Annotated in this window: 26 protein-coding genes; 6 read left to right on the top strand and 20 right to left on the bottom strand. The window is 35.4% G+C overall.

Going from position 1 to position 23220, the window contains the following annotated elements; translation table 11 throughout:
* Positions 1 to 11: 11 nt before the first annotated feature.
* The 15 genes from rplX to BBI01_RS17480 form a co-directional block, all read right to left on the bottom strand.
* Positions 12 to 338: a 50S ribosomal protein L24 gene (gene rplX / locus BBI01_RS17550; protein WP_065395919.1), complete on the bottom strand. Its 327-nt coding sequence runs from the start codon at positions 336 to 338 to the stop codon at positions 12 to 14.
* A gap of 21 nt (positions 339 to 359) precedes the next feature.
* Positions 360 to 728 (bottom strand): 50S ribosomal protein L14, encoded by a 369-nt coding sequence (gene rplN, locus BBI01_RS17545; RefSeq protein WP_002983226.1) that lies wholly within the window; start codon positions 726 to 728, stop codon positions 360 to 362.
* 2 nt (positions 729 to 730) lie between these two features.
* Positions 731 to 985, bottom strand: a complete 255-nt coding sequence (gene rpsQ, locus BBI01_RS17540) for a 30S ribosomal protein S17 (RefSeq protein WP_027387210.1) — start codon at positions 983 to 985, stop codon at positions 731 to 733.
* Positions 986 to 997: 12 nt separating this feature from the next.
* Positions 998 to 1183 carry a 50S ribosomal protein L29 gene (gene rpmC, locus BBI01_RS17535; RefSeq protein WP_027381309.1) on the bottom strand — a complete coding sequence of 62 codons (186 nt, stop codon included), beginning with the start codon at positions 1181 to 1183 and terminating at the stop codon, positions 998 to 1000.
* Positions 1184 to 1195: 12 nt separating this feature from the next.
* On the bottom strand, positions 1196 to 1621 hold the full coding sequence (gene rplP / locus BBI01_RS17530; protein WP_047096817.1) for a 50S ribosomal protein L16: 426 nt from the start codon (positions 1619 to 1621) through the stop codon (positions 1196 to 1198).
* Between the two features lie 98 nt (positions 1622 to 1719).
* A complete protein-coding gene (gene rpsC, locus BBI01_RS17525) occupies positions 1720 to 2469 on the bottom strand; it encodes a 30S ribosomal protein S3 (protein ID WP_034694675.1) in 750 nt (249 codons plus the stop codon).
* Positions 2470 to 2476: 7 nt separating this feature from the next.
* Complete coding sequence (gene rplV, locus BBI01_RS17520; protein ID WP_029297778.1) at positions 2477 to 2875, bottom strand: 50S ribosomal protein L22; 399 nt, start codon at positions 2873 to 2875, stop codon at positions 2477 to 2479.
* A gap of 2 nt (positions 2876 to 2877) precedes the next feature.
* The gene (rpsS, locus tag BBI01_RS17515; protein WP_002983209.1) at positions 2878 to 3156 is read right to left on the bottom strand and encodes a 30S ribosomal protein S19; all 279 of its coding nucleotides are present in this window, start codon (positions 3154 to 3156) and stop codon (positions 2878 to 2880) included.
* A gap of 2 nt (positions 3157 to 3158) precedes the next feature.
* On the bottom strand, positions 3159 to 3980 hold the full coding sequence (gene rplB / locus BBI01_RS17510; protein ID WP_027381305.1) for a 50S ribosomal protein L2: 822 nt from the start codon (positions 3978 to 3980) through the stop codon (positions 3159 to 3161).
* A 22-nt stretch (positions 3981 to 4002) separates the two neighbouring features.
* Positions 4003 to 4293: a 50S ribosomal protein L23 gene (gene rplW, locus BBI01_RS17505; RefSeq protein WP_045491154.1), complete on the bottom strand. Its 291-nt coding sequence runs from the start codon at positions 4291 to 4293 to the stop codon at positions 4003 to 4005.
* Positions 4294 to 4296: 3 nt separating this feature from the next.
* Positions 4297 to 4926 (bottom strand): 50S ribosomal protein L4, encoded by a 630-nt coding sequence (gene rplD, locus BBI01_RS17500; RefSeq protein ID WP_065395918.1) that lies wholly within the window; start codon positions 4924 to 4926, stop codon positions 4297 to 4299.
* A complete protein-coding gene (gene rplC / locus BBI01_RS17495; protein WP_050020602.1) occupies positions 4917 to 5543 on the bottom strand; it encodes a 50S ribosomal protein L3 in 627 nt (208 codons plus the stop codon). Before rplC ends, rplD begins: the two co-directional genes overlap by 10 nt.
* Before the next feature lie 473 nt (positions 5544 to 6016).
* Positions 6017 to 6832 carry a GLPGLI family protein gene (locus BBI01_RS17490; RefSeq protein ID WP_065395917.1) on the bottom strand — a complete coding sequence of 272 codons (816 nt, stop codon included), beginning with the start codon at positions 6830 to 6832 and terminating at the stop codon, positions 6017 to 6019.
* A gap of 75 nt (positions 6833 to 6907) precedes the next feature.
* Entirely contained in the window at positions 6908 to 7150 is a 243-nt protein-coding gene (locus tag BBI01_RS17485; protein ID WP_065395916.1) for a hypothetical protein, read from the bottom strand.
* Positions 7151 to 7314: 164 nt separating this feature from the next.
* Complete coding sequence (locus BBI01_RS17480) at positions 7315 to 8076, bottom strand: DeoR/GlpR family DNA-binding transcription regulator (protein WP_065395915.1); 762 nt, start codon at positions 8074 to 8076, stop codon at positions 7315 to 7317.
* Between the two features lie 116 nt (positions 8077 to 8192).
* On the opposite strand from BBI01_RS17480, the gene BBI01_RS17475 reads away from it, so the two are divergent.
* From BBI01_RS17475 to BBI01_RS17450, 6 genes are all read left to right on the top strand, one after another.
* On the top strand, positions 8193 to 9791 hold the full coding sequence (locus BBI01_RS17475) for a glycerol-3-phosphate dehydrogenase/oxidase (protein WP_065395914.1): 1599 nt from the start codon (positions 8193 to 8195) through the stop codon (positions 9789 to 9791).
* 10 nt (positions 9792 to 9801) lie between these two features.
* Positions 9802 to 11298: a glycerol kinase GlpK gene (gene glpK, locus BBI01_RS17470; protein WP_065395913.1), complete on the top strand. Its 1497-nt coding sequence runs from the start codon at positions 9802 to 9804 to the stop codon at positions 11296 to 11298.
* A 24-nt stretch (positions 11299 to 11322) separates the two neighbouring features.
* Complete coding sequence (locus BBI01_RS17465; protein ID WP_065395912.1) at positions 11323 to 12054, top strand: MIP/aquaporin family protein; 732 nt, start codon at positions 11323 to 11325, stop codon at positions 12052 to 12054.
* An 8-nt stretch (positions 12055 to 12062) separates the two neighbouring features.
* The gene (locus tag BBI01_RS17460; protein ID WP_065395911.1) at positions 12063 to 12872 is read left to right on the top strand and encodes a hypothetical protein; all 810 of its coding nucleotides are present in this window, start codon (positions 12063 to 12065) and stop codon (positions 12870 to 12872) included.
* 139 nt (positions 12873 to 13011) lie between these two features.
* A complete protein-coding gene (locus tag BBI01_RS17455) occupies positions 13012 to 13983 on the top strand; it encodes a hypothetical protein (RefSeq protein ID WP_065395910.1) in 972 nt (323 codons plus the stop codon).
* A 111-nt stretch (positions 13984 to 14094) separates the two neighbouring features.
* A complete protein-coding gene (locus BBI01_RS17450; protein WP_065395909.1) occupies positions 14095 to 16839 on the top strand; it encodes a hypothetical protein in 2745 nt (914 codons plus the stop codon).
* Between the two features lie 29 nt (positions 16840 to 16868).
* Here the strand turns inward: BBI01_RS17450 and BBI01_RS17445 are convergent, their stop codons facing one another.
* From BBI01_RS17445 to BBI01_RS17425, 5 genes are all read right to left on the bottom strand, one after another.
* The gene (locus tag BBI01_RS17445) at positions 16869 to 17372 is read right to left on the bottom strand and encodes a low affinity iron permease family protein (RefSeq protein WP_065395908.1); all 504 of its coding nucleotides are present in this window, start codon (positions 17370 to 17372) and stop codon (positions 16869 to 16871) included.
* Between the two features lie 177 nt (positions 17373 to 17549).
* Positions 17550 to 18746 carry a PepSY-associated TM helix domain-containing protein gene (locus BBI01_RS17440; RefSeq protein WP_065395907.1) on the bottom strand — a complete coding sequence of 399 codons (1197 nt, stop codon included), beginning with the start codon at positions 18744 to 18746 and terminating at the stop codon, positions 17550 to 17552.
* A gap of 155 nt (positions 18747 to 18901) precedes the next feature.
* The gene (locus BBI01_RS17435) at positions 18902 to 19522 is read right to left on the bottom strand and encodes a hypothetical protein (RefSeq protein ID WP_065395906.1); all 621 of its coding nucleotides are present in this window, start codon (positions 19520 to 19522) and stop codon (positions 18902 to 18904) included.
* Positions 19523 to 19552: 30 nt separating this feature from the next.
* On the bottom strand, positions 19553 to 21559 hold the full coding sequence (locus tag BBI01_RS17430; RefSeq protein WP_065395905.1) for a TonB-dependent receptor domain-containing protein: 2007 nt from the start codon (positions 21557 to 21559) through the stop codon (positions 19553 to 19555).
* Positions 21560 to 21800: 241 nt separating this feature from the next.
* Complete coding sequence (locus BBI01_RS17425; RefSeq protein WP_065395904.1) at positions 21801 to 23195, bottom strand: leucine-rich repeat domain-containing protein; 1395 nt, start codon at positions 23193 to 23195, stop codon at positions 21801 to 21803.
* Between the last annotated feature and the right edge of the window lie 25 nt (positions 23196 to 23220).

The following is a 23220-nucleotide window of genomic DNA, read 5'->3' as shown; positions in this document are numbered from 1 at the left end:
GTTATTTAAAATTATAAAGTTTCACCCGTTTTTTTGTTGATTCTTACTTTCTTATCTCCTTCGATTTTGTAACCGATTTTGATAGCTTTTCCGTCTTTACCAACTAAAGCTACGTTTGAGATATGAATTGAAGCTTCTTTTTCAACGATTCCTCCTTGAGGGTTAGAAGCTGAAGGCTTAACGTGCTTTTTGATGATGTTAAGTCCCGCAACAATTACTCTAGGGTCTCTTCCTTCTTTCTTGATCACTTCAATAACTTCACCAGTCTTACCTTTGATATCTTTCTTACCAGTAGTAATGATTACGTTATCTCCTCTTTTTATTTTTAACTTTGACATTTCTTTAAAAAATTTTAAAAATTAAAGTACTTCAGGAGCTAATGAAATGATTTTCATATATTCTTTGTCTCTCAACTCACGAGCAACTGGTCCGAAAACACGAGTTCCTCTCATTTCTCCCGCTGCGTTTAGTAATACACAAGCATTGTCGTCGAACTTGATGTATGAACCATCTTTTCTTCTTACTGCTTTTTTAGTTCTTACTACTACAGCTTTAGATACCTGACCTTTTTTAGCGTTTCCAGATGGTGTAGAATCTTTGATCGTAACAACGATTTTATCACCAACTGAAGCATATCTTCTTCTGGTTCCTCCCAGAACTCTGATAACTAGTACTTCTTTTGCACCTGTATTATCAGCAACTTTTAATCTTGATTCTGTTTGTAACATTATTACTTAGCTTTTTCAATGATTCTTACTAATCTCCATCTCTTGCTCTTGCTCATAGGTCTAGTTTCTTGGATAAGAACTGTATCACCTTCTGTGCATTCGTTGTTTTCGTCGTGTGCAGTATATTTTTTCGTTTTCAAAACGAATTTACCGTACATCGGGTGCTTTACTCTTGTAGTTTCACTAACAACAATAGTTTTTTCCATTTTATTGCTGGAAACCACTCCGATTCTTTCTTTTCTTAAATTTCTATCCATTGTAAAATGAAATTATTGTTTGTTAGTTAACTCAGTGTTTAGTCTTGCGATTGTTTTTCTCAAATCTCTGATTTGAATAGGGTTTTCAATTGGGCTGATTGCATGAGCCAATTTCAATTTAGAATATTGAGCTTTAGCTTCAGTTAATTGAGCTTGAATATCACCCGCGCTTAGATTTTTAATATCAGCTTTTTTCATTGTATTCAAAGATTATAGAGGTTTAACAAAATCGTTAGCAACTACGAATTTAGTAACTACTGGTAATTTCTGTGCAGCAAGTCTAAGAGCTTCTTTCGCTACTTCGTAAGGAACTCCACCTACTTCGAACATAATTTTACCTGGCTTTACTACAGCTACCCAGTATTCAACAGCACCTTTACCTTTACCCATACGTACTTCCGCTGGTTTTTTAGTAATTGGCTTATCTGGGAAGATTTTGATCCATAGTTGACCTTCTCTCTTCATATATCTTGTCGCAGCGATACGAGCCGCTTCAATTTGTCTTGCAGTGATCCAAGCCCCTTCAGTTGCTTTGATCCCAAAAGTTCCGTAAGCAAGTTGACTACCTCTTTGGGCATTCCCCTTCATCTTCATCTTGTGAACTCTACGGAATTTGGTTCTTTTTGGTTGTAACATAATTTCTAAATTTTAGATTTTAGATTTTAGATTTTAGATTTTTTTTAATTTTAAAAAAGTAACGGTAATTTAAAATTCAAAATTTCTAATCTAAAATTTTAATTATTATTGTTATTGTTGTTGTTTTTTCTAGGTCTTCTGTTGTCTCTGTCTCCTCCTCTATTTCCTCTGTCTGACTGACCTCCTTTTTTCTGTTGTCCCACTAGTGGAGAAAGTTCTCTTTTACCGTAAACTTCACCTTTCATGATCCAAACTTTTACACCTAGTCTACCGTAAGTAGTGTGAGCTTCTGCCCAGTGGTAATCGATATCAGCTCTGAAAGTTGACAATGGAATTCTTCCTTCTTTGAAAGATTCTGATCTTGCCATTTCAGCTCCGTTTAATCTACCAGAGATCTGAACTTTGATACCTTCAGCACCCATTCTCATAGTACTTGCCATTGCCATTTTAACAGCTCTTCTGTAAGAAATTCTGTTTTCAATTTGCTTAGAAATACTATCAGCAACTAGTACAGCATCTAATTCAGGTCTTTTGATTTCGAAAATATTGATTTGAATATCCTTACCTGTAAGTTTCTTCAACTCTTCTTTCAATTTATCAACTTCCTGTCCTCCTTTACCGATGATAAGTCCCGGTCTAGCAGTAGTGATTGTAACTGTTACTAATTTAAGTGTTCTTTCAATATAGATTTTTGAAATACCACCTTTAGATAATCTAGCCTCAAGGTATCTTCTGATTTTGTAGTCTTCAGCGATTCTGTCTCCATAATCGTTTCCACCAAACCAGTTAGAATCCCATCCTCTGATGATACCTAATCTATTACCAATTGGATTTGTCTTCTGTCCCATACCTTGATTAATTTTCTTTATTACCTAAGATTAATGTAACGTGGTTAGATCTTTTTCTGATTCTATACCCTCTACCTTGTGGAGCTGGTCTTAGTCTCTTCAATTGTCTTGCACTATCCACGAATATTTCTTTAACGATAAGGTTTGCTTCCTCGATGTCAGCTCCTTCGTTTTTCACTTGCCAGTTAGCAATAGCTGAAAGAAGTAATTTCTCTAACTTGTTAGAAGCTTCTTTCTTAGAATATTTAAGGATGTAAAGTGCTTTGTCTACCTGCTCTCCTCTAATGATATCAGCAACTAATCTCATTTTTCTTGGAGAAGACGGGCAATTATTTAATGAAGCTTTTACAACGTCTTTGTTAGCTTCTTTTCTTGCGATTGAACTATCTTGTTTTCTTGATCCCATGATTATCTGCTTCCTTTGTTTTTGTTACCACCATGACCTCTGAAAGATCTTGTTGGAGAAAATTCGCCTAACTTGTGACCAACCATGTTTTCTGTAACGTAAACTGGGATAAAAGATTTCCCGTTGTGTACAGCAATAGTTTGTCCTACGAAGTCCGGAGAGATCATAGATGCTCTAGACCAAGTTTTGATAACTGTCTTCTTACCAGACTCTATATTTGCCTGAACCTTCTTATCTAAAGTATGATGAATGAACGGTCCTTTCTTAAGTGATCTTGCCATAATTATTTTCTTTTAGATACGATGTAACGGTTAGACACTTTGTTTTTCTTTCTAGTTTTGTAACCTTTAGCTGGTTTACCGTTTCTAGATCTTGGGTGACCTCCTGAAGAACGTCCTTCACCACCTCCCATTGGGTGATCAACTGGGTTCATTACAACCGCTCTTGTTCTTGGTCTTCTACCTAACCATCTGCTTCTACCAGCCTTACCTGATACAGTTAATTGGTGATCTGAGTTGGAAACTGATCCAATCATTGCCATACATTCAGTAAGGATCATTCTTGATTCTCCTGAAGGTAATTTGATGATTGCATATTTACCATCTCTAGAAGTTAATTGAGCTGAAGAACCAGCACTTCTTGCTAAAATTGCACCTTGTCCAGGCTTCATTTCAACACAAGAAATAACAGTACCTAAAGGAATGTTTTTCAACTTCATTGCGTTACCTACATTTGGTTCAACGCTTTCACCTGAAACTACTTTCTGATCAACTTTGATACCGTTTGGAGCGATGATATATCTCTTCTCTCCGTCTGCGTACTCTAATAAAGCGATAAATGCAGTTCTGTTTGGATCGTATTCTACAGATTTTACAGTTGCTTCAACGTTTGCTTTGTTTCTTTTGAAGTCAATAATTCTGTATTTCTTTTTGTGTCCACCTCCGGTGTAACGCATGGTCATTTTACCTGTTTGGTTACGTCCACCTGACTTTTTAATACCAACTGTTAGAGATTTCTCTGGTTTGTTGGTAGTAATTTCCTCAAAATTGTTTACAATTCTGAATCTCTGTCCCGGGGTGATAGGTTTTAATTTTCTAACAGACATTACTATTATTTATAATTAATAATTAATTTACAGCAAAAATATCGATAACCTCACCTTCAGCAAGTTTGATTACCGCTTTTTTCAATTTATTTGTCTTTCCTACTTGAAGACCTTTTTTAGTGTATTTTGAAGAAACCTTCGGAGCATAAATCATTGTGTTAACGTCTGCTACTTTTACACCGTAAGCTGCTTCAACAGCCTTTTTGATCTCGATCTTATTCGCCTTAGGGTTAACTAAGAAAGAATAAGTACCTCTTAAATCTGTAAGGTAGTTAGCCTTTTCTGAAATAACTGGTTTAATAATAACTGACATGACTTATTTCTTTAAATTTTCCTGGAATTTTTCAACTGCACCTTCGAAGAAAATGATCTCACCAGCGTTTACTAAATCGTAAGAACTAATTTCGTTGAAGTTCATTACTTTAGCTTTAGGTAAGTTTCTTGAAGATAAATACACATTCTTGTTAGCTTCAGGAAGAACGAATAAAGATTTTTTACCGTTAAGTTCCAATGCGTTTAATACATTGATGAAATCTTTAGTCTTAGGAGCGTCAAAGCTCATATCTTCTAAAACTTTAATACTGTTGTCTCTCATTTTTTGAGATAAAACAGATTTTTTAGCTAATCTCTTAAGAGCTTTGTTCAATTTGAATCTGTAGTCTCTTGGTTTTGGTCCGAATACTCTACCTCCACCTCTGAAAGTTGGAGATTTAATATCACCATATCTAGCAGATCCTGATCCTTTTTGCTTCTTAAGCTTCTTAGTAGAAGCAGTAATTTCGCTTCTTTCTTTAGCTTTATGAGTCCCTTGTCTTTGTGCAGCAAGGTACTGTTTAACTTCTAAGTAAACCGCGTGCTGATTTGGCTCAATTCCGAATACTGTTTCGTCTAGAGTTACTTTTCTTCCGGTCTCTTTTCCTGATGTATTTAATACTACTAGTTCCATTTTCTGATAATTACATAAGAATTTTTAGCTCCCGGAACAGCACCTTTTACTACTAAAAGATTTTGTTCTTGATCAACTTTTAACACTTGAAGGTTTTGAACAGTTACCTGCTTACCTCCCATTCTTCCAGCCATTCTCATCCCTTTGAATACTCTTGAAGGGTCTGAACCAGCACCGATAGAACCTGGAGCTCTAAGTCTGTTGTGCTGACCATGAGTTGCCTGCATTACACCTCCAAATCCATGTCTCTTAACAACACCCTGGAAACCTTTACCTTTTGAAGTTCCTGTTACGTCAACATATTCACCTTCAGTGAATAAATCAACTTTTACTTCTTCTCCTACTTTCACTTCATCAACGAATTCTCTGTAGAATTCTACTAATTTAGCTTTAGGAGCAGAACCAGCCTTTTTAAAATGACCAGCTAACGCTTTACCAACGTTCTTCTCACTCTTGTCATCGAAACCTAACTGAACAGCTTTATAACCGTCTTTTTCTAAGGTTCTGACCTGTAAAACCGAGCATGGACCAGCTTGGATAACTGTACAAGGAATGTTTTTTCCTTCTTCGTTAAACAAAGATGTCATACCGATTTTTTTACCAATAATACCTGACATTGTTTATATTATAATAAAATTTATCCTTTATTTTCTACCATTTTTCGGAAGTCTGAAGTGATTTCTACTTTTGATATAGGCACACTACGCTCCTAAAATGAGTGTGCAAATTTATGAATATTTTTGTAACTGACAAATATTTCAACTAAAATATTTTGATTTTTAATCATTTAGAGCATTTTCGGAAACAAATTGAGTTTTGTCAAAATGAAGCAATCATAAAAATTACACTTTTTTCTCCAAACATTAATTTTAATAATTCAGAGCCTACAGCAAGAAGCAAAATAAATGCCATAACTATACGATAATGAAACATTTCGAACTTTCAGCAACAAAAATACCATCGTTCAGACGCGCCACTAAATATTTTTGACACCTTTCATAAAAACAAAAATCGCAAAGACGAAATATCTCTAAACAAACAAAGCCTAATGATCACTCACAGGCTTTAATTTATCAATAATCCACACAAGTTATGGTATTAATTCTATAGGATTGTTACGTTTCTTCAGTTTTTCTCTCACCAAACTTTCCGCATTCGGATTAAGACTGAACCCACTTTTCGAAATTTCCTGAATAATATTATCCTGGCTGTTTTTTAATGCCCTATAAAAATCGGCTTTAGAAACTTTTTTTCCATTAAGCTTTCCTTCAGAAATCCACAGCGGCTTTTCATCTGCAAGATTCTTATAACTTAACAATTCAAATTTATAATGATTTTTACTGTCTTCCATCTCCACAATTAACCCAGGTAAGCCATAAAATTTATATGGTCCATCCGAAACCGGAATATCATTTGTAAACCAAGCTTTATAATGACGTCCGGCATAATCAAGCTGCGCAGCCTGACATTTCAGATCACCAATTTTCTTTTTTTCATCAGTAATCATCCATTTAAACGCAGGGGTTTCTTCATATGAAAAATCCGCTCTGATTATTTTATCATAAAAATCAATCTTATTGCGTCCCCTGTCTTTAATTATCCTGAATGCAAAATCAGTTTTTGGAATATTCCCCAGATTCAAATTAGAAACAGACGACTTATTAGCAATAAGAGCAGCTGTTATAGAATCTCTCTTATAAGAATTCAGACTCATAAACTGTGACTTTTCCTTCCCTATTTGTAATACAAAATATTCTTCTCCTCTATTTTCAACATCCAATGAATCTCTCTGACTTGTCAATAAATAAATATATTGAGAGTTCACCACATCCAAATTAACTGCTTTTTGGCTTTTCACGTAAATGGTAAGAAAAAAACACAACAACACCATTCCAAGTTTCTGCATAAAAAAATTCAGTTTTTAATTAATAAAAAAGAGGATTTAAAATCCTCTTCATAATATAGATTATCGTATTAATAATTAAGGGCACAATATTGCATCAGCTATAAGAACAACTTCTACAATATCTCCGGTTGTATCTCCACAAGCTACTCCCTCAATTCCACAGGAAAGTGTTGCAGAAACACATGCAAAAGCAGATTCCGCTTCCACAGCTTCTACAGCAAGTGTATTTTCTTGTGTAATTTCAACTTCAGGAGTGATTGTGTTTGCACTCATCAGACCAGCAACCATTAATGTTGCCACTAAGAATAATTTTTTCATGGTAATAATTTTTTTGTTTTAGTTTCACTAAATAATTAAAAAAAAAGCAAACAAGCAAATTTTTCAACAAAAAAATCACCATTTAATGATAAAATAATTAAAAGATTTTGTAAATACATAAATATTTACAAAACAAGACATTAGCCAAAGATCTGTATTTACGGTTATTTTATAACATTAACTCCAACTTCTTCTAATCCGATCTGGTCTTCTAAGGAAATACCATTATCTGTAATCAGATAATCCACCCGATCTAAAGAAGCAATTTTACCAAAACCTTTCTTATTTAATTTTGAAGAATCTGCAAGAACTACTGTCTGATCAGCACACTCCATCATTACCTGATTAAGGTGAGCTTCGGCAGCATTGGATGTACTGATCCCAAATTCAAGATCTATCCCGTCTACCCCAAGGAATAGTTTGTTACATGAAAATTGTTTAAGGATTCCCTCTGAAATGGAACCTACAATTGAAGTAGAGCTCTTTCTCACTTCTCCTCCTAATTGAATAACATTAATATTAGGATTGTTACAAAGTTCAATTGCCACTCTTAAAGAAGATGTAAGAACAGTAAGCGGACCAAACCCCATCAACATTCTTGCTAGATAGTGCATTGTAGTTCCTGAAGCCAGGATAATACTATCATTTTCCTGAATCAAAGGCAAAGCAGCTTTAGCGATCGCTTGTTTTGCTTCTACATTAATACTTTCTTTTTCAACAACATTCTTTTCATAAGCATATCTCACCTGCTTACTTGCGCCTCCATGATTTCTAAAAAGAAGCCCCAGACTTTCGAGATAGTTCAGATCCTTTCGAATTGTAACTGAAGAAACATTCAGCTTTTCACACAAATCCTGAACGAGAATATGTCCTTTTTCATCAAGCTCTTTTAATATTTCATCATGCCTTGGAATTAGCTTCTCCATTTTATTCGTTTCCTCAAAATTAACGTTTTTTTTTCAAACATTTAAATTTCATTTATTTTCTTTTTGCTTTCATTTTTAATTTATATATTTGAAAACGAAACATAAACGAAACATTTATGAAACGAAACGAAGAACTCAGTAAATTAACCAATGTAAAAGAATGGGACTTTATAGTCATAGGAGGAGGAGCCAGTGGTTTAGGTTCAGCATTAGACGCAGTAAGCAGAGGATTCAAAACATTATTAATTGAATCTCATGACTTTGCAAAAGCGACATCCAGTAGAAGTACTAAACTTGTACATGGTGGTGTAAGATATTTAGCACAGGGAGATGTAGGATTAGTAAAAGAAGCGTTAAAGGAAAGAGGTTTATTAGCAAAAAATGCAGCGCATATTGTAAAAAACCAGTCTTTCATTATTCCTAATTATACTTGGTGGGGCGGAATCTATTATAAAATAGGTCTTTCTGTTTATGATTTCCTTGCCGGAAAGTTAAGTTTGGGTAAAACAAAATACATCAGCAAATCAAAAACGATTGAAAAGCTACCCACTATTGAACAGAATCATTTAGCAAGTGGTGTTGTTTACCAGGACGGACAGTTTGATGATTCAAGACTTGCGATTAATTTAACACAAACGATTATTGAGAAAGGAGGAAGTGCTGTCAATTATGTGAAAGTGATTAACCTTTTGAAAGATGACCATGACAAAATCATCGGAGTAGTTGCAGAAGATCAGTTTTCGAAACAGCAATATCAGCTTTACGCAAAAGTTGTTATTAATGCGACAGGGGTTTTCACGAATGACATTCTTAATATGAATAATCCTAAGCATGGTAAGCTTGTGGTTCCAAGTCAGGGTATACATCTTGTACTGGACAAATCATTCCTGAAAAGTGATGACGCTATCATGATTCCAAAAACTTCAGATGGAAGGGTTTTATTCGTAGTACCTTGGCATGACAGAGCATTGGTAGGAACCACAGATACGCTTTTAAAAGACGAAAGTTTTGAGCCTCGTGCGTTGGAAGAAGAAATCAGCTTTGTTTTAAATACCGCAAGACAATATTTATCTAAAAAGCCAACTCGTGAAGATGTAAAATCTGTATTTGCCGGACTTCGTCCTCTTGCTGCTCCAAAAGACGGAAGCAAAAGTACAAAAGAGGTTTCCAGAAGTCATAAAGTAATTGCTTCCGATACAGGATTGATTTCCATTATTGGTGGAAAATGGACTACCTACAGAAAGATGGCAGAAGATACTATTGACAAAGCCATGCAGGTTCATCAATTAGGAAATACAACATCCAAAACTGAACATCTTTCTATTCATGGTAATATAAAGCCTGAACAAGTAGACAGAACAAATCATTTATATGTATACGGATCTGACATTCCTGCCATAAAAGCATTACAACAAAGCAACCCAAGATTTTCACAGAAAATACATCCGGATCATCCGTTCACTGTAGCAGAAGTGGTATGGGCTGTAAGAAATGAAATGGCAGAGACTATTGAGGATGTTCTTGCCAGAAGAGCTCGTTTGTTATTCTTAGATGCAAGAGCAGCTATAGACAGCGCACATAATGTGGCAAGAATCATTGCGGAAGAAAAAGGAAAGTCTGAAGAATGGGCACAGCAACAAGAAAATGAATTCATTGAATTAGCAAAAGGGTATTTATTAATCCCTTATTCACCTAAAGTTATTAACCTAAATTAATACACGATATATGAATGAAAAATTAATACTCGCTTTAGATCAGGGGACAACTTCCTCGAGAGCGATTCTATTCAATCATAGCGGAGAAATAAGATATATCTCTCAAAAAGATTTCAGACAAATATTCCCAACTCCGGGATGGGTAGAACATGACCCGAATGAAATATGGTCATCACAGATATCCGTAGCAGCAGAAATTATTGCCAAAGCAGGCATTTCCGGGCTGGAAGTTGCAGCAATCGGAATTACCAATCAGCGTGAAACGACTATTGTTTGGGATAAAGAAACGGGAGAACCTATTTACAACGCTATCGTTTGGCAGGACCGCAGAACATCTAAATATTGCGATGAACTGAAAGAACAAGGGCATGGAGAAATGATAAAGGAGAAAACAGGGCTTATTCTGGACGCTTATTTTTCTGCTACCAAACTAAAATGGATTCTTGATAATGTAGAAGGAGCAAGAGAGAAAGCTGAAGCTGGAAAACTTTGTTTCGGAACCGTAGATACATGGCTTGTATGGAAACTTACCCGCGGAAAAATGTTTATCACGGATGTTTCTAATGCCAGCAGAACAATGCTTCTTAACATCCATTCTTTGGAATGGGATCAAGAGTTATTGGAATTATTTAATATTCCAAAAGCTATTCTCCCTGAAGTAAAACAAAGCAGTGAAATATATGGGGAAACTGCCACTACCCTATTCTCTACCAAGATTCCTATTGCAGGAATTGCAGGCGACCAACAGGCAGCTCTTTTTGGGCAGATGTGCATAGAGCCAGGAATGGTGAAAAATACTTATGGAACAGGATGCTTCCTACTTATGAATACAGGAAAAGAAGCTGTTTCGTCAAAAAACAATCTTTTAACTACAGTTGCATGGAAGATTAACGGAGAGGTTAATTATGCCTTGGAAGGAAGTGTATTTGTAGGCGGTGCTGCGATTCAATGGTTGAGAGATGGTCTTAAATTGATTCACTCTTCTAATCAGGTGAATGATCTTGCCGCATCCGTTGAAGATAACGGCGGAGTTTACTTTGTACCAGCACTTACAGGTCTAGGAGCTCCTCACTGGGATCAGTATGCACGTGGAACGATTGTAGGTATTACAAGAGGAACTACTGACGGACATATTGCAAGAGCTACTTTGGAAGGAATTGCATTCCAAGTTTATGATATTGTAAAATCTATGGAGGCAGATTCCGGAAGAGCAAGTCTTGAACTAAGAGTAGATGGTGGTGCTTCTGCCAGCGATCTGCTGATGCAAATACAGTCTGATCTTTTCGGATTTAAAATTACCAGACCAAAGACTCTTGAAACAACTGCATTAGGAGCGGCGTACCTTGCCGGGCTTGCAGTAGGCTACTGGAAAAGTATTGATGAAATACAGGCACAGTGGATTGTAGATAAAGATTTTCATCCAAAATTGGAGAAAGAAAAAGCAGCTTCCATGGTTCATTTCTGGAATAAAGCCGTATCTCGTGCACAATGCTGGATAGAAGATTAATTTCCTTACCTTAAAAATACACATATGACTCCATTTATCGCAGAAGTGATCGGGACGATGCTTCTTATTTTACTAGGCAACGGTGTTGTAGCCAATGTTGTCTTAAAGGATACCAAAGGAAACAATTCCGGATGGATCGTTATTACTACCGCTTGGGCATTAGCCGTATTTGTTGGAGTAACCGTTGCAGGACCAATAAGTGGAGCACACCTCAATCCTGCTGTAACTATAGGTCTAGCCACTGCCGGAAAGTTTTCCTGGGATTTGGTACCTTCCTATATTGCCGCTCAAATGATTGGAGGAATGCTTGGTGCTTTTCTTGTGTGGCTATTCCATAAAGATCATTTCGCCATAACGGAAGATGAAGGAGCCAAGCTTGCCTGTTTCAGTACAGGTCCCGCGATCAGAAAAGTTTCATCCAATCTTATCAGTGAGATTATTGGAACATTCGTTCTGGTATTCGTTATTTTTTATATTTCAGATCCAAGTATCACTTTACAAGCTGATCCTAATGCAAAAGTAGGATTGGGTACTGTAGGAGCTATACCCGTTGCCTTTCTGGTTTGGGTAATAGGACTTTCTTTAGGCGGAACTACCGGTTATGCTATTAATCCTGCGAGAGATCTTGCTCCAAGAATTATGCATGCCATTCTTCCGGTAAAAGGGAGCAGCGACTGGAGTTATGCGTGGATTCCTGTGGTAGGACCTGTTACAGGAGCTGTACTTGCGGCATTACTATTCATGATATTAAAATAGAAACACAAATGATGAAAATACTAAAAGGAATCTTCCTGCTTGCTTTAGGCACAGGAAGATTATTTTCTCAGGAAAACGGAGAAGTAAAAGAAGCCAAAGAAAGTCGTTTGGACTTTACAGCTAATATTCAGAACAACCATTTATGGAGAGGTTTGATCATTACAGATAAACCTGTTGTCATGGGAAATCTTTCTTATGCTCTGGATGCGGAAAAGAAATGGAAGGTAGGTATTTGGGGAGCTTCTGCCCTAGCAGATGACAAGGACAACACTCATTATAAAGAGATCAATTATTATATTCAATATTCTGACGGACGTTTTTACATCGGATTGTGGGACCTTTATAATTCCAGGAATATCAATACGGCGGTGGCTGCGGATGATATTTTCAGTTATTCACAGAGAAGAACAGCTCATATTATTGATTTAAGAACGAATTATACTTTCGGACCTTCATTCCCTATTAACATTGAAGCAGACATCATGCTTTATGGAGGAGCGAATGCCGGAGAAGTTATTCTGGAGCCGGATGGAAGCTATAAGAAAAATAGATATTCCACCTACGTTCAGGCGAGCTATCCTGTTATCAGTGGACAGAAAGTAAATCTGGATGCGTTTGTAGGTGCAGGATTTTCATTGAACGGAGATACCTTTCTGTATGGAAATGGAAAAAACAATTTTGATATTGTGAATGTAGGAGTAAAGGCAGGAAAGGTTATCAAGATCACGGAACATTACAGTCTTCCGGTTTCTATGATGGCAATGTGGAATCCTTCAAATAAGTATGCAAGAATTCAATTGGCTGCAACAGTCTTTTAATTCAGATTTTAAACTAAATTATAGATAAACCACTTCTCTTTGGAGTGGTTTTTTGTTTGCCTAAAATTACCGGGATTCCACTATTTATAGGTTCAACAGATATCTTTACCTTTGAAGAATCAAACATGCGTCACACAGGATGAAAGTATTAAAGATTTTATGGGTTTTATTTTTTATTGTTTCCTGCAATAAAAAAGAGAATCATCCTTATACATTTTACTACTGGAAAACACATCTTAAGCTGGATCAGGATGAAAAAAAAGTTTTAGACCAAGCTTCTGTTCCTTATCTATACACAAGGTTTTTTGATGTAGACAAAGCCGGTGGAAAATTTCAGCCCGTTGCTGTTATTACAAAAGACAAAAGCTTTCAAACGGATAAACAGATTGTACCAACAGTTTTTATTACCAATCAAACAATGCTAGCCATTTCGCAGGATGAAATTAGATTTCTTGCGGAAAGCATCCATCATCTGGTACAAAAGAAAGCAGAAGAATATCATTTAAAAGTCAATAATGAAATTCAGATTGATTGTGACTGGACAGCCGGTACGCGAGATGATTATTTCAAGTTTTTAAAAGAGCTCAAGAAGGTTTCAGGAAAAAGCATCACCTGCACCTTGCGTCTTCATCAGGTAAAAGACAAAAAACAAACAGGAATTCCTCCTGTGGACAAGGTTTATCTAATGTGCTACTCCACTTCTTCGCCTCTGGAAAAGTCAGAAAAGAATTCTATTCTGGATGTAAATACCTTGAAAAGCTACCTATCCAAAATGGAAGATTACCCGATCAAAAAGATAGAGGTTGCTTTACCCATTTATTCCTGGGGAATTATTACCAATCATCTTGGTAAGCATAAACTGATCAATGCATTATCAAAAAAGGACCTTGAAAATCCGAATTTCAAAAAGATATCTGATCATGAAGCAGAGATCATGAAGGATGGATTTTATTTTAGAAACTACCTGAATAAAGGGTTCAAAATAAAGATAGAAGAAATCACTGATGAACAATTGGAAGATGTGACCAACTTTCTGGAGAAAAAAATCCAGCATTTTAATATTATTTATTATCAATTAGATAGTAAATTTGTGTTAGATCGAAAATTTTAAATCTTTTAAAGATAAAGGCAGATGATAAAGTATTGATATACTGAAATATTTCTGTCCGCACCCGAATTACAAGCTATTATATAAAAAAATTAAAAAAACACTACAAACCCTATGAAAAAGTATATTCTTTCACTTGCGGTTGTATCTCTTTTCTATACAAAATCTGACGCCTGTTCGTGGTCAGATCCGGATTATGAATACTTCAATCTTTTTACACAAAGTATCATTAAGGATAAATCTTACCTTCCTTTTTTACATACTTACTCCACCAGGTTCTATGGCAATTATAATCCGTCATTGATCCCTGATGATAATATCGAGGCATGGAAAAAGTATTTTAACAATCAGCTTAGTTATGCAGAGGCTCAGAATCTTGTGTATAAAATAAGCATGAATGATCTGAATGCTCTTAAAAACGGAACTCCGACAAATCCTCTTTTACAAAAGCTAGGAACGGGATTTTACCAAAAATACAAAGAAGGAATTGATTATTTAATTGAGGCTAAGTATCTAGAGCCTTATATGAGCATCAATTACGTAGAAACCGAGAACTCATTTTATTCTTATGGAAGAGATGAGAACAAAGAAAATGCTACTTCTCTTGATTATAATAAAAACATCGCTGCTCTTACGTCTTTATATAATGCAGCCAGAAATCCAGAGATCAAGCAACGTTACGGATATCAGCTGGTACGTCTAAACCACTACACAAGAAATTATGATGCGGCATTACAGGCTTTCAAGACTTATATTGAACCTGTTAAACTAAAAGGTACGGTTTATTATATGGCATTGGATCAGCTAGCCGGTGCTCAGAGAGGGCTTGAAATGAACGGTGATGCCAACTGGAACTTCTTTCAGGTATTCATGAACAGAAAGGACAAAAAAGAATCCGCTTTTGTCTCCATGAAGCTTTCGGATACAGCTTCTTTCAGCAATATCATGAAAAGAGCAAACACGAATGAGGAAAAGAATATGGCATATTTCCTTTTAGGGTATGAAGATTTTAATAATCCTATTCCTATTATGGAAAAGATGTTTGACATCAACCCTGATTCTGAAATTCTAAAAGTAATGGCTGTAAGAAGTATCAATGAATTGGAAAGAAGTTATCTTCCGACTTATTATTATACTTCCGATGCGTATGGAAGAGTATCTGTTTACAGAGGAAATACTGAGACTAAAGATTCAAAAGACACTGCTACGGATAAAACAACCCCAGAAACAAAAGAGGTAAAGGAGGAAAAGGTTTCTTTCTGGCAGAAAATTGTAAGGTTCTTCAAAAATCTTTTCGGCGGTTCTAAATCTGATGCATCCGGAAACGGAAATAAAGCAGATCAGAGCGATGATGAATTATTAAATAACCCAAACAGAATTCCTTTCTACACGACGGGATATGGCGGATATGATGATAATACTAAAGATTATCTTGATGCTCTTGAAAAATTCACTTCGAAAACTAAGGAAAAATCCAAAGATGAGTATTGGCAAATTGCAGATGCTTATCTTAAGTTTTTAAAGAAAGACTATAAAGAAAGTACTGAAATCCTGAACGAAATCAAGACAACCAATCCTGAATATCTGGAAGAAATCAAAAGAATGAAAGTTCTGAATGATATTGTTTCTCAGCCTAAAGTTGATGCTGCATTTGAAGATCACCTGATGAAAGATTATGCCGAATACTTTGTGGAAAAAGAAGTGAAAAAGGATACAGCAAACGTTAATAGTGAATACGATTATTATGGAGATGCTCCTTCTACAGCAGATTTCCTTAAGGACGTTATGGCAAACCGTTATCTCCTTCAGGGTGAGGACGGAAAATCTTTCCTGATGAACAATGAGCTTTCGGATCTGCAATACAATCCTAATTCGACTCTTGTAAAAAGTGTTGAAGACTTCTACATAAAACCGAATAAGACTCAGTTTGAGCAGCAGATCATTGCTAAAAACATGAAGAGCGTAACTAATATTGAAGCTTTCTTCAATACTATTTACGGAGACAGAGCGATGAGACTTGCAGATTTTGAAAAAGCTAAATCATATTACGAAAAGGCTCAGCAATTTGGCGGGGTTCCAAGAGAAAATTACGACTGGACAGAAAAAGAAGGGCAAGTAGTAACTCCAAAGAAATACACTTCTACCGAATACAATGGATTTAATAATATTCCAGGTCTGATCTTCGGACATAATGTATGGGAAAGCTATCAAAGCCCTGATGCAGAATCGATGAAGTCTGAAGGCTATACAGAATTCCCTTTCATCAAGGATAATATGAATAAACTGGAACTGACCAACATTCTGATTCAGCTTAAAAAAATTGGAAATGGTAATGATGAGAAAGCTGCGAGAGCCAACCAGCTTATCGGAAATTTACTATACAATACTTCTATTTTAGGGTATTACCGACATGTTTTTGTGATGGATATTGACAACAGTAACGGAGGGAAATACTACTTCTGGAATAATGACAAGGGTAATCCTTACAAATATTACTACAAGAACTTCCTTGATACGTCTTATATTGAACCCGATAATTTTGACCTTGCTATCAACTATTATCAGAAGGCTCTTAAACTTTCAACCAACAAGGAGGAAAAAGCAAGAATTTTGTTCCAGATGGCAAGTGCCGAGCAAGGAAAGTATTATCAATATGAAGCAAAAGCTCCAAGAGATATTGACTACTCTGATCCTAAATGGTCTGAAAAAGAAGATGCCCGCCAAAAACAGATGGATGATCTTAAAAACCAAAAGTACAGAACTTATTTTGCTCAGTTGAAAAACCAGTATTCAGATGCTGAGACAACGAAAAGCCTGATGGGAAGCTGTAGCTACTTTAGCTATTTCATGAAGAGATAATAAATGATATTATATACAATAAAAAGGAATCATTGTGATTCCTTTTTTTGTTGTTCTTTTTTCTGTAGCCATTCTTCATGTTTTCTTTTGAAGAATTCGTATTTATAGTCCTGATTTCTCTGTGCTGCATCTATGGAGTGGGAAGTATGTATATCGGCATCTTTTTTGGCAAATTGAGCCAGATTTTCATAATAATAATGAAGCTGATCCAGTTCTGCTTCTGTAAGATCTTCAATATCGACAATTCTGTTGCTTGCTTTTTCGTGGGCTGCAATGAGTTCGTTCAGCTTGATCTGGATGGCTTTTGAATCTTTATTCTGCGCTTTTTGAATAAGGAAAACCATTAAAAAAGTAATAATAGTAGTTCCGGTATTGATAACGAGCTGCCATGTTTCGGAGTAATCAAAGAATGGTCCTGATATCGCCCAGATGACCACCACTGCCATTGCTCCAAGAAAAGCATGTGGACTTCCTGTAAACTTTACCGCCCAATTAGAAAATTTTTCAAACAGATTTTTACTTTTATGCTCCATGATCAAATTGTTTTACATAATAAATGTATAAAATTAACTTGAACAAAGAGGAATAATATTGATTAAGATAAAATCCGGAAGATTGAGGATAGAAGTTCTGCAAGTAAATTTTTCAAGAACAGTATTCCTGAAGAGATATTATTTTTTCACTCAAAAAAGTAATTAGCTTATTATCTATTATTTCATTTTTCTAAACCTGTGCCACCAGATCAGAAAACCGGTAATAGGTAAAGAACAGCCAATAAGTGAAACAATAAAATAGAGAATTATACTTGGTAATCCCATGATCTCTCCCGTATGCAGAGGTTTTGCTAATGAGGTAAATTGTTTGTTCAAAGGTTTATTTGAAAATAGCTCTTTAGTTTTAAATACTCCGGTTTTATCAAATGTTACTTCATCCGGGAGCATCATTCCCAAAAGGTTTTGTGTATTGGTTTTAATAACGACATATCTTGGATTATCCTTATTAGGTAACTCAATGCTTGTAACGGCTCGATAAGGAAGATGTTGATCTGCCAGTTTCAAAATCTTATCAATGGAAGCAGATTCCGAATCCTTAAGGTTTTTCTTTTCATTCTGCTTCTCCAGCATATCTTCCAAAAGCCCACCGAATGCATCATCTCCACTATCCGTATCTTTTGAAATATTATCAATCGATGTTCCTCCCAGACTGACGATTAAACCATTCTTTACCCAAGGATATGTTACATACAATCCGGTAACTGCAATGAAAAACAACATCAGGAATGTGTAAAAACCGAGGGTATTATGAAGATCATAATTCACCCGTTGAAATTTCGCCTTGAACATTACTGTTAATCCCTGTTTCAGGAACTTCAGCTTTTTAGGTAACCAAAGAATCAATCCGGAAATAAGCAATACACAAAACATAAGTACTCCGGCTCCCAAAATCTGGCGTCCCACATTTCCCATCATCAGATTTCTGTGAATATCAAGAACAACATCAAAAAATTTACCAGATCCTACATCTGCCTGCCCAAGAGCCTGCCCCGTATATTGATTATAATATGTACTCTTATCTACATTATTTTCTTTGTAACCGATCACATAACTTCTTCCCGTATCATCTGGAATTAATAAGGAGGTTACAACTTTCCCCTGCTTAAAAAATTCTGTCTGAATCTGATCAGGAGTTCTGACCTGCCTGGATGTTGAACTGATATAAACCTTATCTCTGTTGCTAAAATCAATAATCTGATTTTTAAATGAATAAAGGCAACCCGAAAGACACATCACAAAAACGACGATACTTGATAAAAGCCCCAGCCAAAGATGAATAATCCACATTATATATTTAATGACTGATTCATTCTTTCGTCTTTTCCTGTAAAGGCTTTTAAACAATGTTTTCATTTTTGGTATTAACAGCAAAAAACATTAAGACAGTTTTGCCATCTTAATGTTTTTAAATTGATATGAATAAATTTAAAAAAGTCAATACGAATTTAGGTAAAAAGCAAGAGCGATTATGCCGTGTACTTCTCTGCCTTCACCGGTATTAATATCGATTATTTACGCCCTTTAAACTGAACATCTTTTACAATTTCTTCGAACTTTGTATAATGCTCAGGTGTTAACGCTTTTTGAATAGCTGCTTTTCTTTGGGCATCAAATTTCTCCCAATATTCTTTTGCAAGATCATTATTTCCGTGATATACATCGTGAGCATCACTGAATGCTTTTTCGAAGGCATTATTTGCTGCATTTACCACTTTGAATTCGTCTTCAGAAAGCTGAGCTTCTCCTTTGATTCTTTCTAATAGTTCGTTGTTATATCTTGGTCTTTTTCTTGAATTTTCATCAACAAATTTGTTGAATTTTTCCATTTGCGGAACATCAAGAACTTTAGCCATATCAAGAGCCTGTTGTGCTCTCAGTTCTTCACCTTTGATCCCTAATGCCACACGGTCCATATTTCCACCTTGAGCTTTTGCAGCCTGATAGTTTTGCTCCTGTAACTGCTGATATTTTGCAGTAATCTCATCGAAGCTTTTTTCCTGCTCAGGAGTAAGTTTTACCTCCGTCTTAAACTGGTTGTAATCTACTCCTTTCTTTTTGTCTCCTGAACATGAAACAACGAAAAATGTTGCAAATGCTACTGCGATAGTTTTGATGTAAGCGCTTTTCATTTATACTTTATTTTAAGGTTTTAAAAATTGTTAGAAGAAATAGTTCGCTCCGAACTGATATCTGATACCATCGATTCTGAAACCAAAGTTGTTGGCAGGATCAGATGCATCATTACGTATATTCTTATCTAATAAATTGTAAACTCCAAAAGTGAAACGTACATGTTTATTCAATCTGTAGACCGTTCCAAGATCCCATAGGAAGTATGCAGGAATCGGGAACTCCTGTGCTCTACCTCTGCTTACACCAGGCTGGCTTTCGCTTCTGTAGTTTCCTCTTGTCCAGAATTCAAAGCTGTCGTTTGCTTTCCATGAAACATTGGCATTCATCATGTGCTTAGGAATTCTTGCATAAGGTTTGTTGTAAAGTGCAGGAATCTCATCAGACTTGATCTTTGTATCTGTATAGGTATAGTTGGCTTTTAATACAATGCTTTTGCTAACATTTACTCCAAGGTTAGCTTCTAATCCCATGCTGTTTGCTTTCCCTAAGTTTTCTCTTGTTGAAATGAAATCATAGATATGATTGTAAATGTTTTCAAATTGTTTACATTCTTCACTATTGTTGCATTTCCTTACTTCTACCAGCTTATTTTTGAAGTCTGTATTGAATCCGGTTACGCTTAAATTAATAACCTTTTTATTGTCTTCAAACATCACAGTAACTTCCTGGTTAAAGCTTTTCTCTGGCTTAAGGTCTTTATTACCGATGATTACTCCATCCTGAGTTCCACCTCCGGTTACCTGTCCCCAACCTGGGTTTACAGCTCTTAATCCGGGAGCTTTATATCCCCATGAAGTACCTCCTTTTACGGTAAAATTATTATTAACATTCCATACTAAATATCCTCTTGGCGTAAAGTTGGAACCATAGTTTTCATCATTGTCTAAACGGGCACCTGTTACTAAGTGAAGTTTATCAACAAGGTTCCAGTTTCCTTCTGCAAAAGCAGACCAGTTCCAACGGGTAAGTTTGGTAACAATCTCCCCTTCTGATTTAATTTTGTTTCCTAAATCATTCAGTCTTTCATATCTGTACTCACCACCGAAGCTGATAACGTGTTTTTTAATATTGAAGTTATTCAAGCTGTATGCAAGAAAAGTTTCATACCGCATATCCCTGTTTGGGTTATTGGTATTATCATATTGAATATAAGAATTCGTATGGAAGTTTGTATAATCTCCTTTATGGCTTAACGACAAAACGTTTCTTTCGTAATTGTTACGAGAGCTTTTTGCATTAGGAGCCAATGAATATCCTGGATTCTGGTTTCTCTCCTGACGGTTATAGTCGTAGTTTAATTTAAATACATTCTTTTCATTGGGAGTAAGGCTGAATTCTGTCCCGAAAGCTTTAATCACTCTTTCAGTAAATCCGCCTACGAATTTATCTTCATTTCTGTCAGAATAGCTTCCAGTGATTTTCATCTGAAGAAGGTCTTTTATTAAAGAACCGGCAGTATATCCATCGATCTGGTAAGTGTTCCCTGATTCTTTGTGTACCTGCTGAATTAAGCTGGTTGCAACAGATCCTCTCCAGTTGTTTGTTAATTTTTTAGTGATGATATTGATAACACCCCCCATTGCATCCGATCCGTATAAAGAAGACATAGGTCCTTTTACAACTTCAATTCTTTCAATGGTTTCTAATGGTGGCATCCATCCCTGTTCAATACCTGGACCATCAGAATTTGGTCTTGTTTCTCTGGTGTTGATTCTTTTACCATCGATCAAAACAAGGGTTTGCCCAGATTCAGCTCCTCTTATTGAGAAGTCACTGGTACTTCCTCCTCCAGTAATAAATACACCCGGAATATCCTGCAATGCATCTGTAATATCTCTATAAGCTCTTTTTTTAATGTCTGCCTGGCTGATTACAGAAATCGTAGCCGGAGCATCTTTTACTTTTTGAGCATATCCTGATCCTGTGATTACCACTTCATCAATATTACTACTCTTCAAAGAGTCTTTCTTTTTTTGAGCGCTTACGAAAGCTGTCCCTAAAACCAGTAAAGAAAAAGATACTATTCTTATCATCAATATTTTTTTTGCAAAACTATTATTTTTAATAATTCTAAATAAATAAAACAAGGTGACATATGTCACCTTAGCCCTTGTATGAAATGCAAAATCAACAATATGAATACAATTATCATTAAAACATTACTAAATATTCATATTAATTTTAAGCATTACCATTTTGTATTAAAGAATGGGTATTAAAAACAAAAAATCAAATTCACACCTTGTAAATTTGATTTTCTATTGATGGGGATTATTAAATTCGATTAAGCAGCATTTTAATCATTAGCAATACAATGATCAGGAGAACGACAAGTAATATTATTCTAATACCAGACACTAAAGGATGATGGTCTTTTCCTAATTTTCTATACACAAAATCAGGTTCCGTGTTATGAGGCTCGGATTTTAGCTCTCCAAAAGTAAGTTTTCTATACAAATCGGAAAGTTCTTTAATAGTACCTCCAGCACTGACTTCGGAAGCTTGAATGAACTTCTTATTACCAAATTTATTTCCGGAAAGATCTACAACATGAATACTAGGATATGACTCAATGGAAAATGGCTTTTCAATATCATTATTTATCAAAGATAAATGCCTTAGTTCTTTCGTATTTTTAAATGAATTGAATTCTGAAATATGATTATCATTCAGATACAAAATACTTAATTGAGTCTGATTATTTAAAAAGTGTAGGACTTTAATTCCACAATTATTCAGATAGAGAAACTTCAACTGAGAACTCAGTTTCAGCTGATCGAAATCTTTAATCTTACTATTATTACAACTTAAAAAAGATAACTTTTTCAGATGATTTAAAGGTGATAAAGAGACAATTTTATTATCTGAAATATCGAGATTGAGAAGACAGGTTAAGTTTTGGACTGACGAAATATCTGAGATCAGATTATTCCTTACATAAAGTTCTTCTATTCCGTTAAGATTGCTAAGCAGGTCAATATTCTCAACCTGGTTATCACTTGCTTCGATTTTCTTTAGGTTTTTCAGGTTGCTTAAGCCATCAAAAGATTTAATCTTATTATCATTTAATGTTATTTCTTTCAGGTTTTTTAGAGCTGTTAAATCAGGAATATTGGTAATCTTATTCTTGGATGCATGAAAATATTCCAGTTGATATAATGAGGTAAGACATGATATATCTTCAATCTGGTTATCGCTTAAATAAAGACCTTTCAAAGTACCGGAAAGCTTTTCGAGTGAACTTATATCTTTAATTTTACTGTATCCGATATTTAAATATTCAAGTTTGTGAAAGGTATATATTTCATCAATCGATTCAATTATTGATCCTTGAATGTAAAGGGCTTCAAGTTCTGTTAAATGAAGGAATCCTCCAAGGCTTGAGAATTGTGAATTACAATCTAATGACAATTCTTTCAGGTTTATTAAATTGGAAAGAAAACTCAGATCGGAAAGTTCATAGTCATAGAATGAAATTTCAAGTCTCTCAAGTTTATTTAATGTTCCTGCAAATTGTAAATGACTTTCTCTGTCAGCATCGCTAAGCTCATCATATTCCGGCTCATATAATTCTAAGGAAATAACTTCTCCTGAGCTATTGGTTTCGCAGTAATAACTGTCTTTGTTGATACCATATGATTCTGCAATTCTCTCAACTTCTCTGCTCATATATATCGTCTTTATTTTATGTTAT

The sequence above is a fragment of the Chryseobacterium artocarpi genome (genome assembly GCF_001684975.1).
Classification (GTDB): Bacteria; Bacteroidota; Bacteroidia; order Flavobacteriales; family Weeksellaceae; genus Chryseobacterium; species Chryseobacterium artocarpi.
This window is presented reverse-complemented; position numbering and strand designations above follow the sequence as displayed.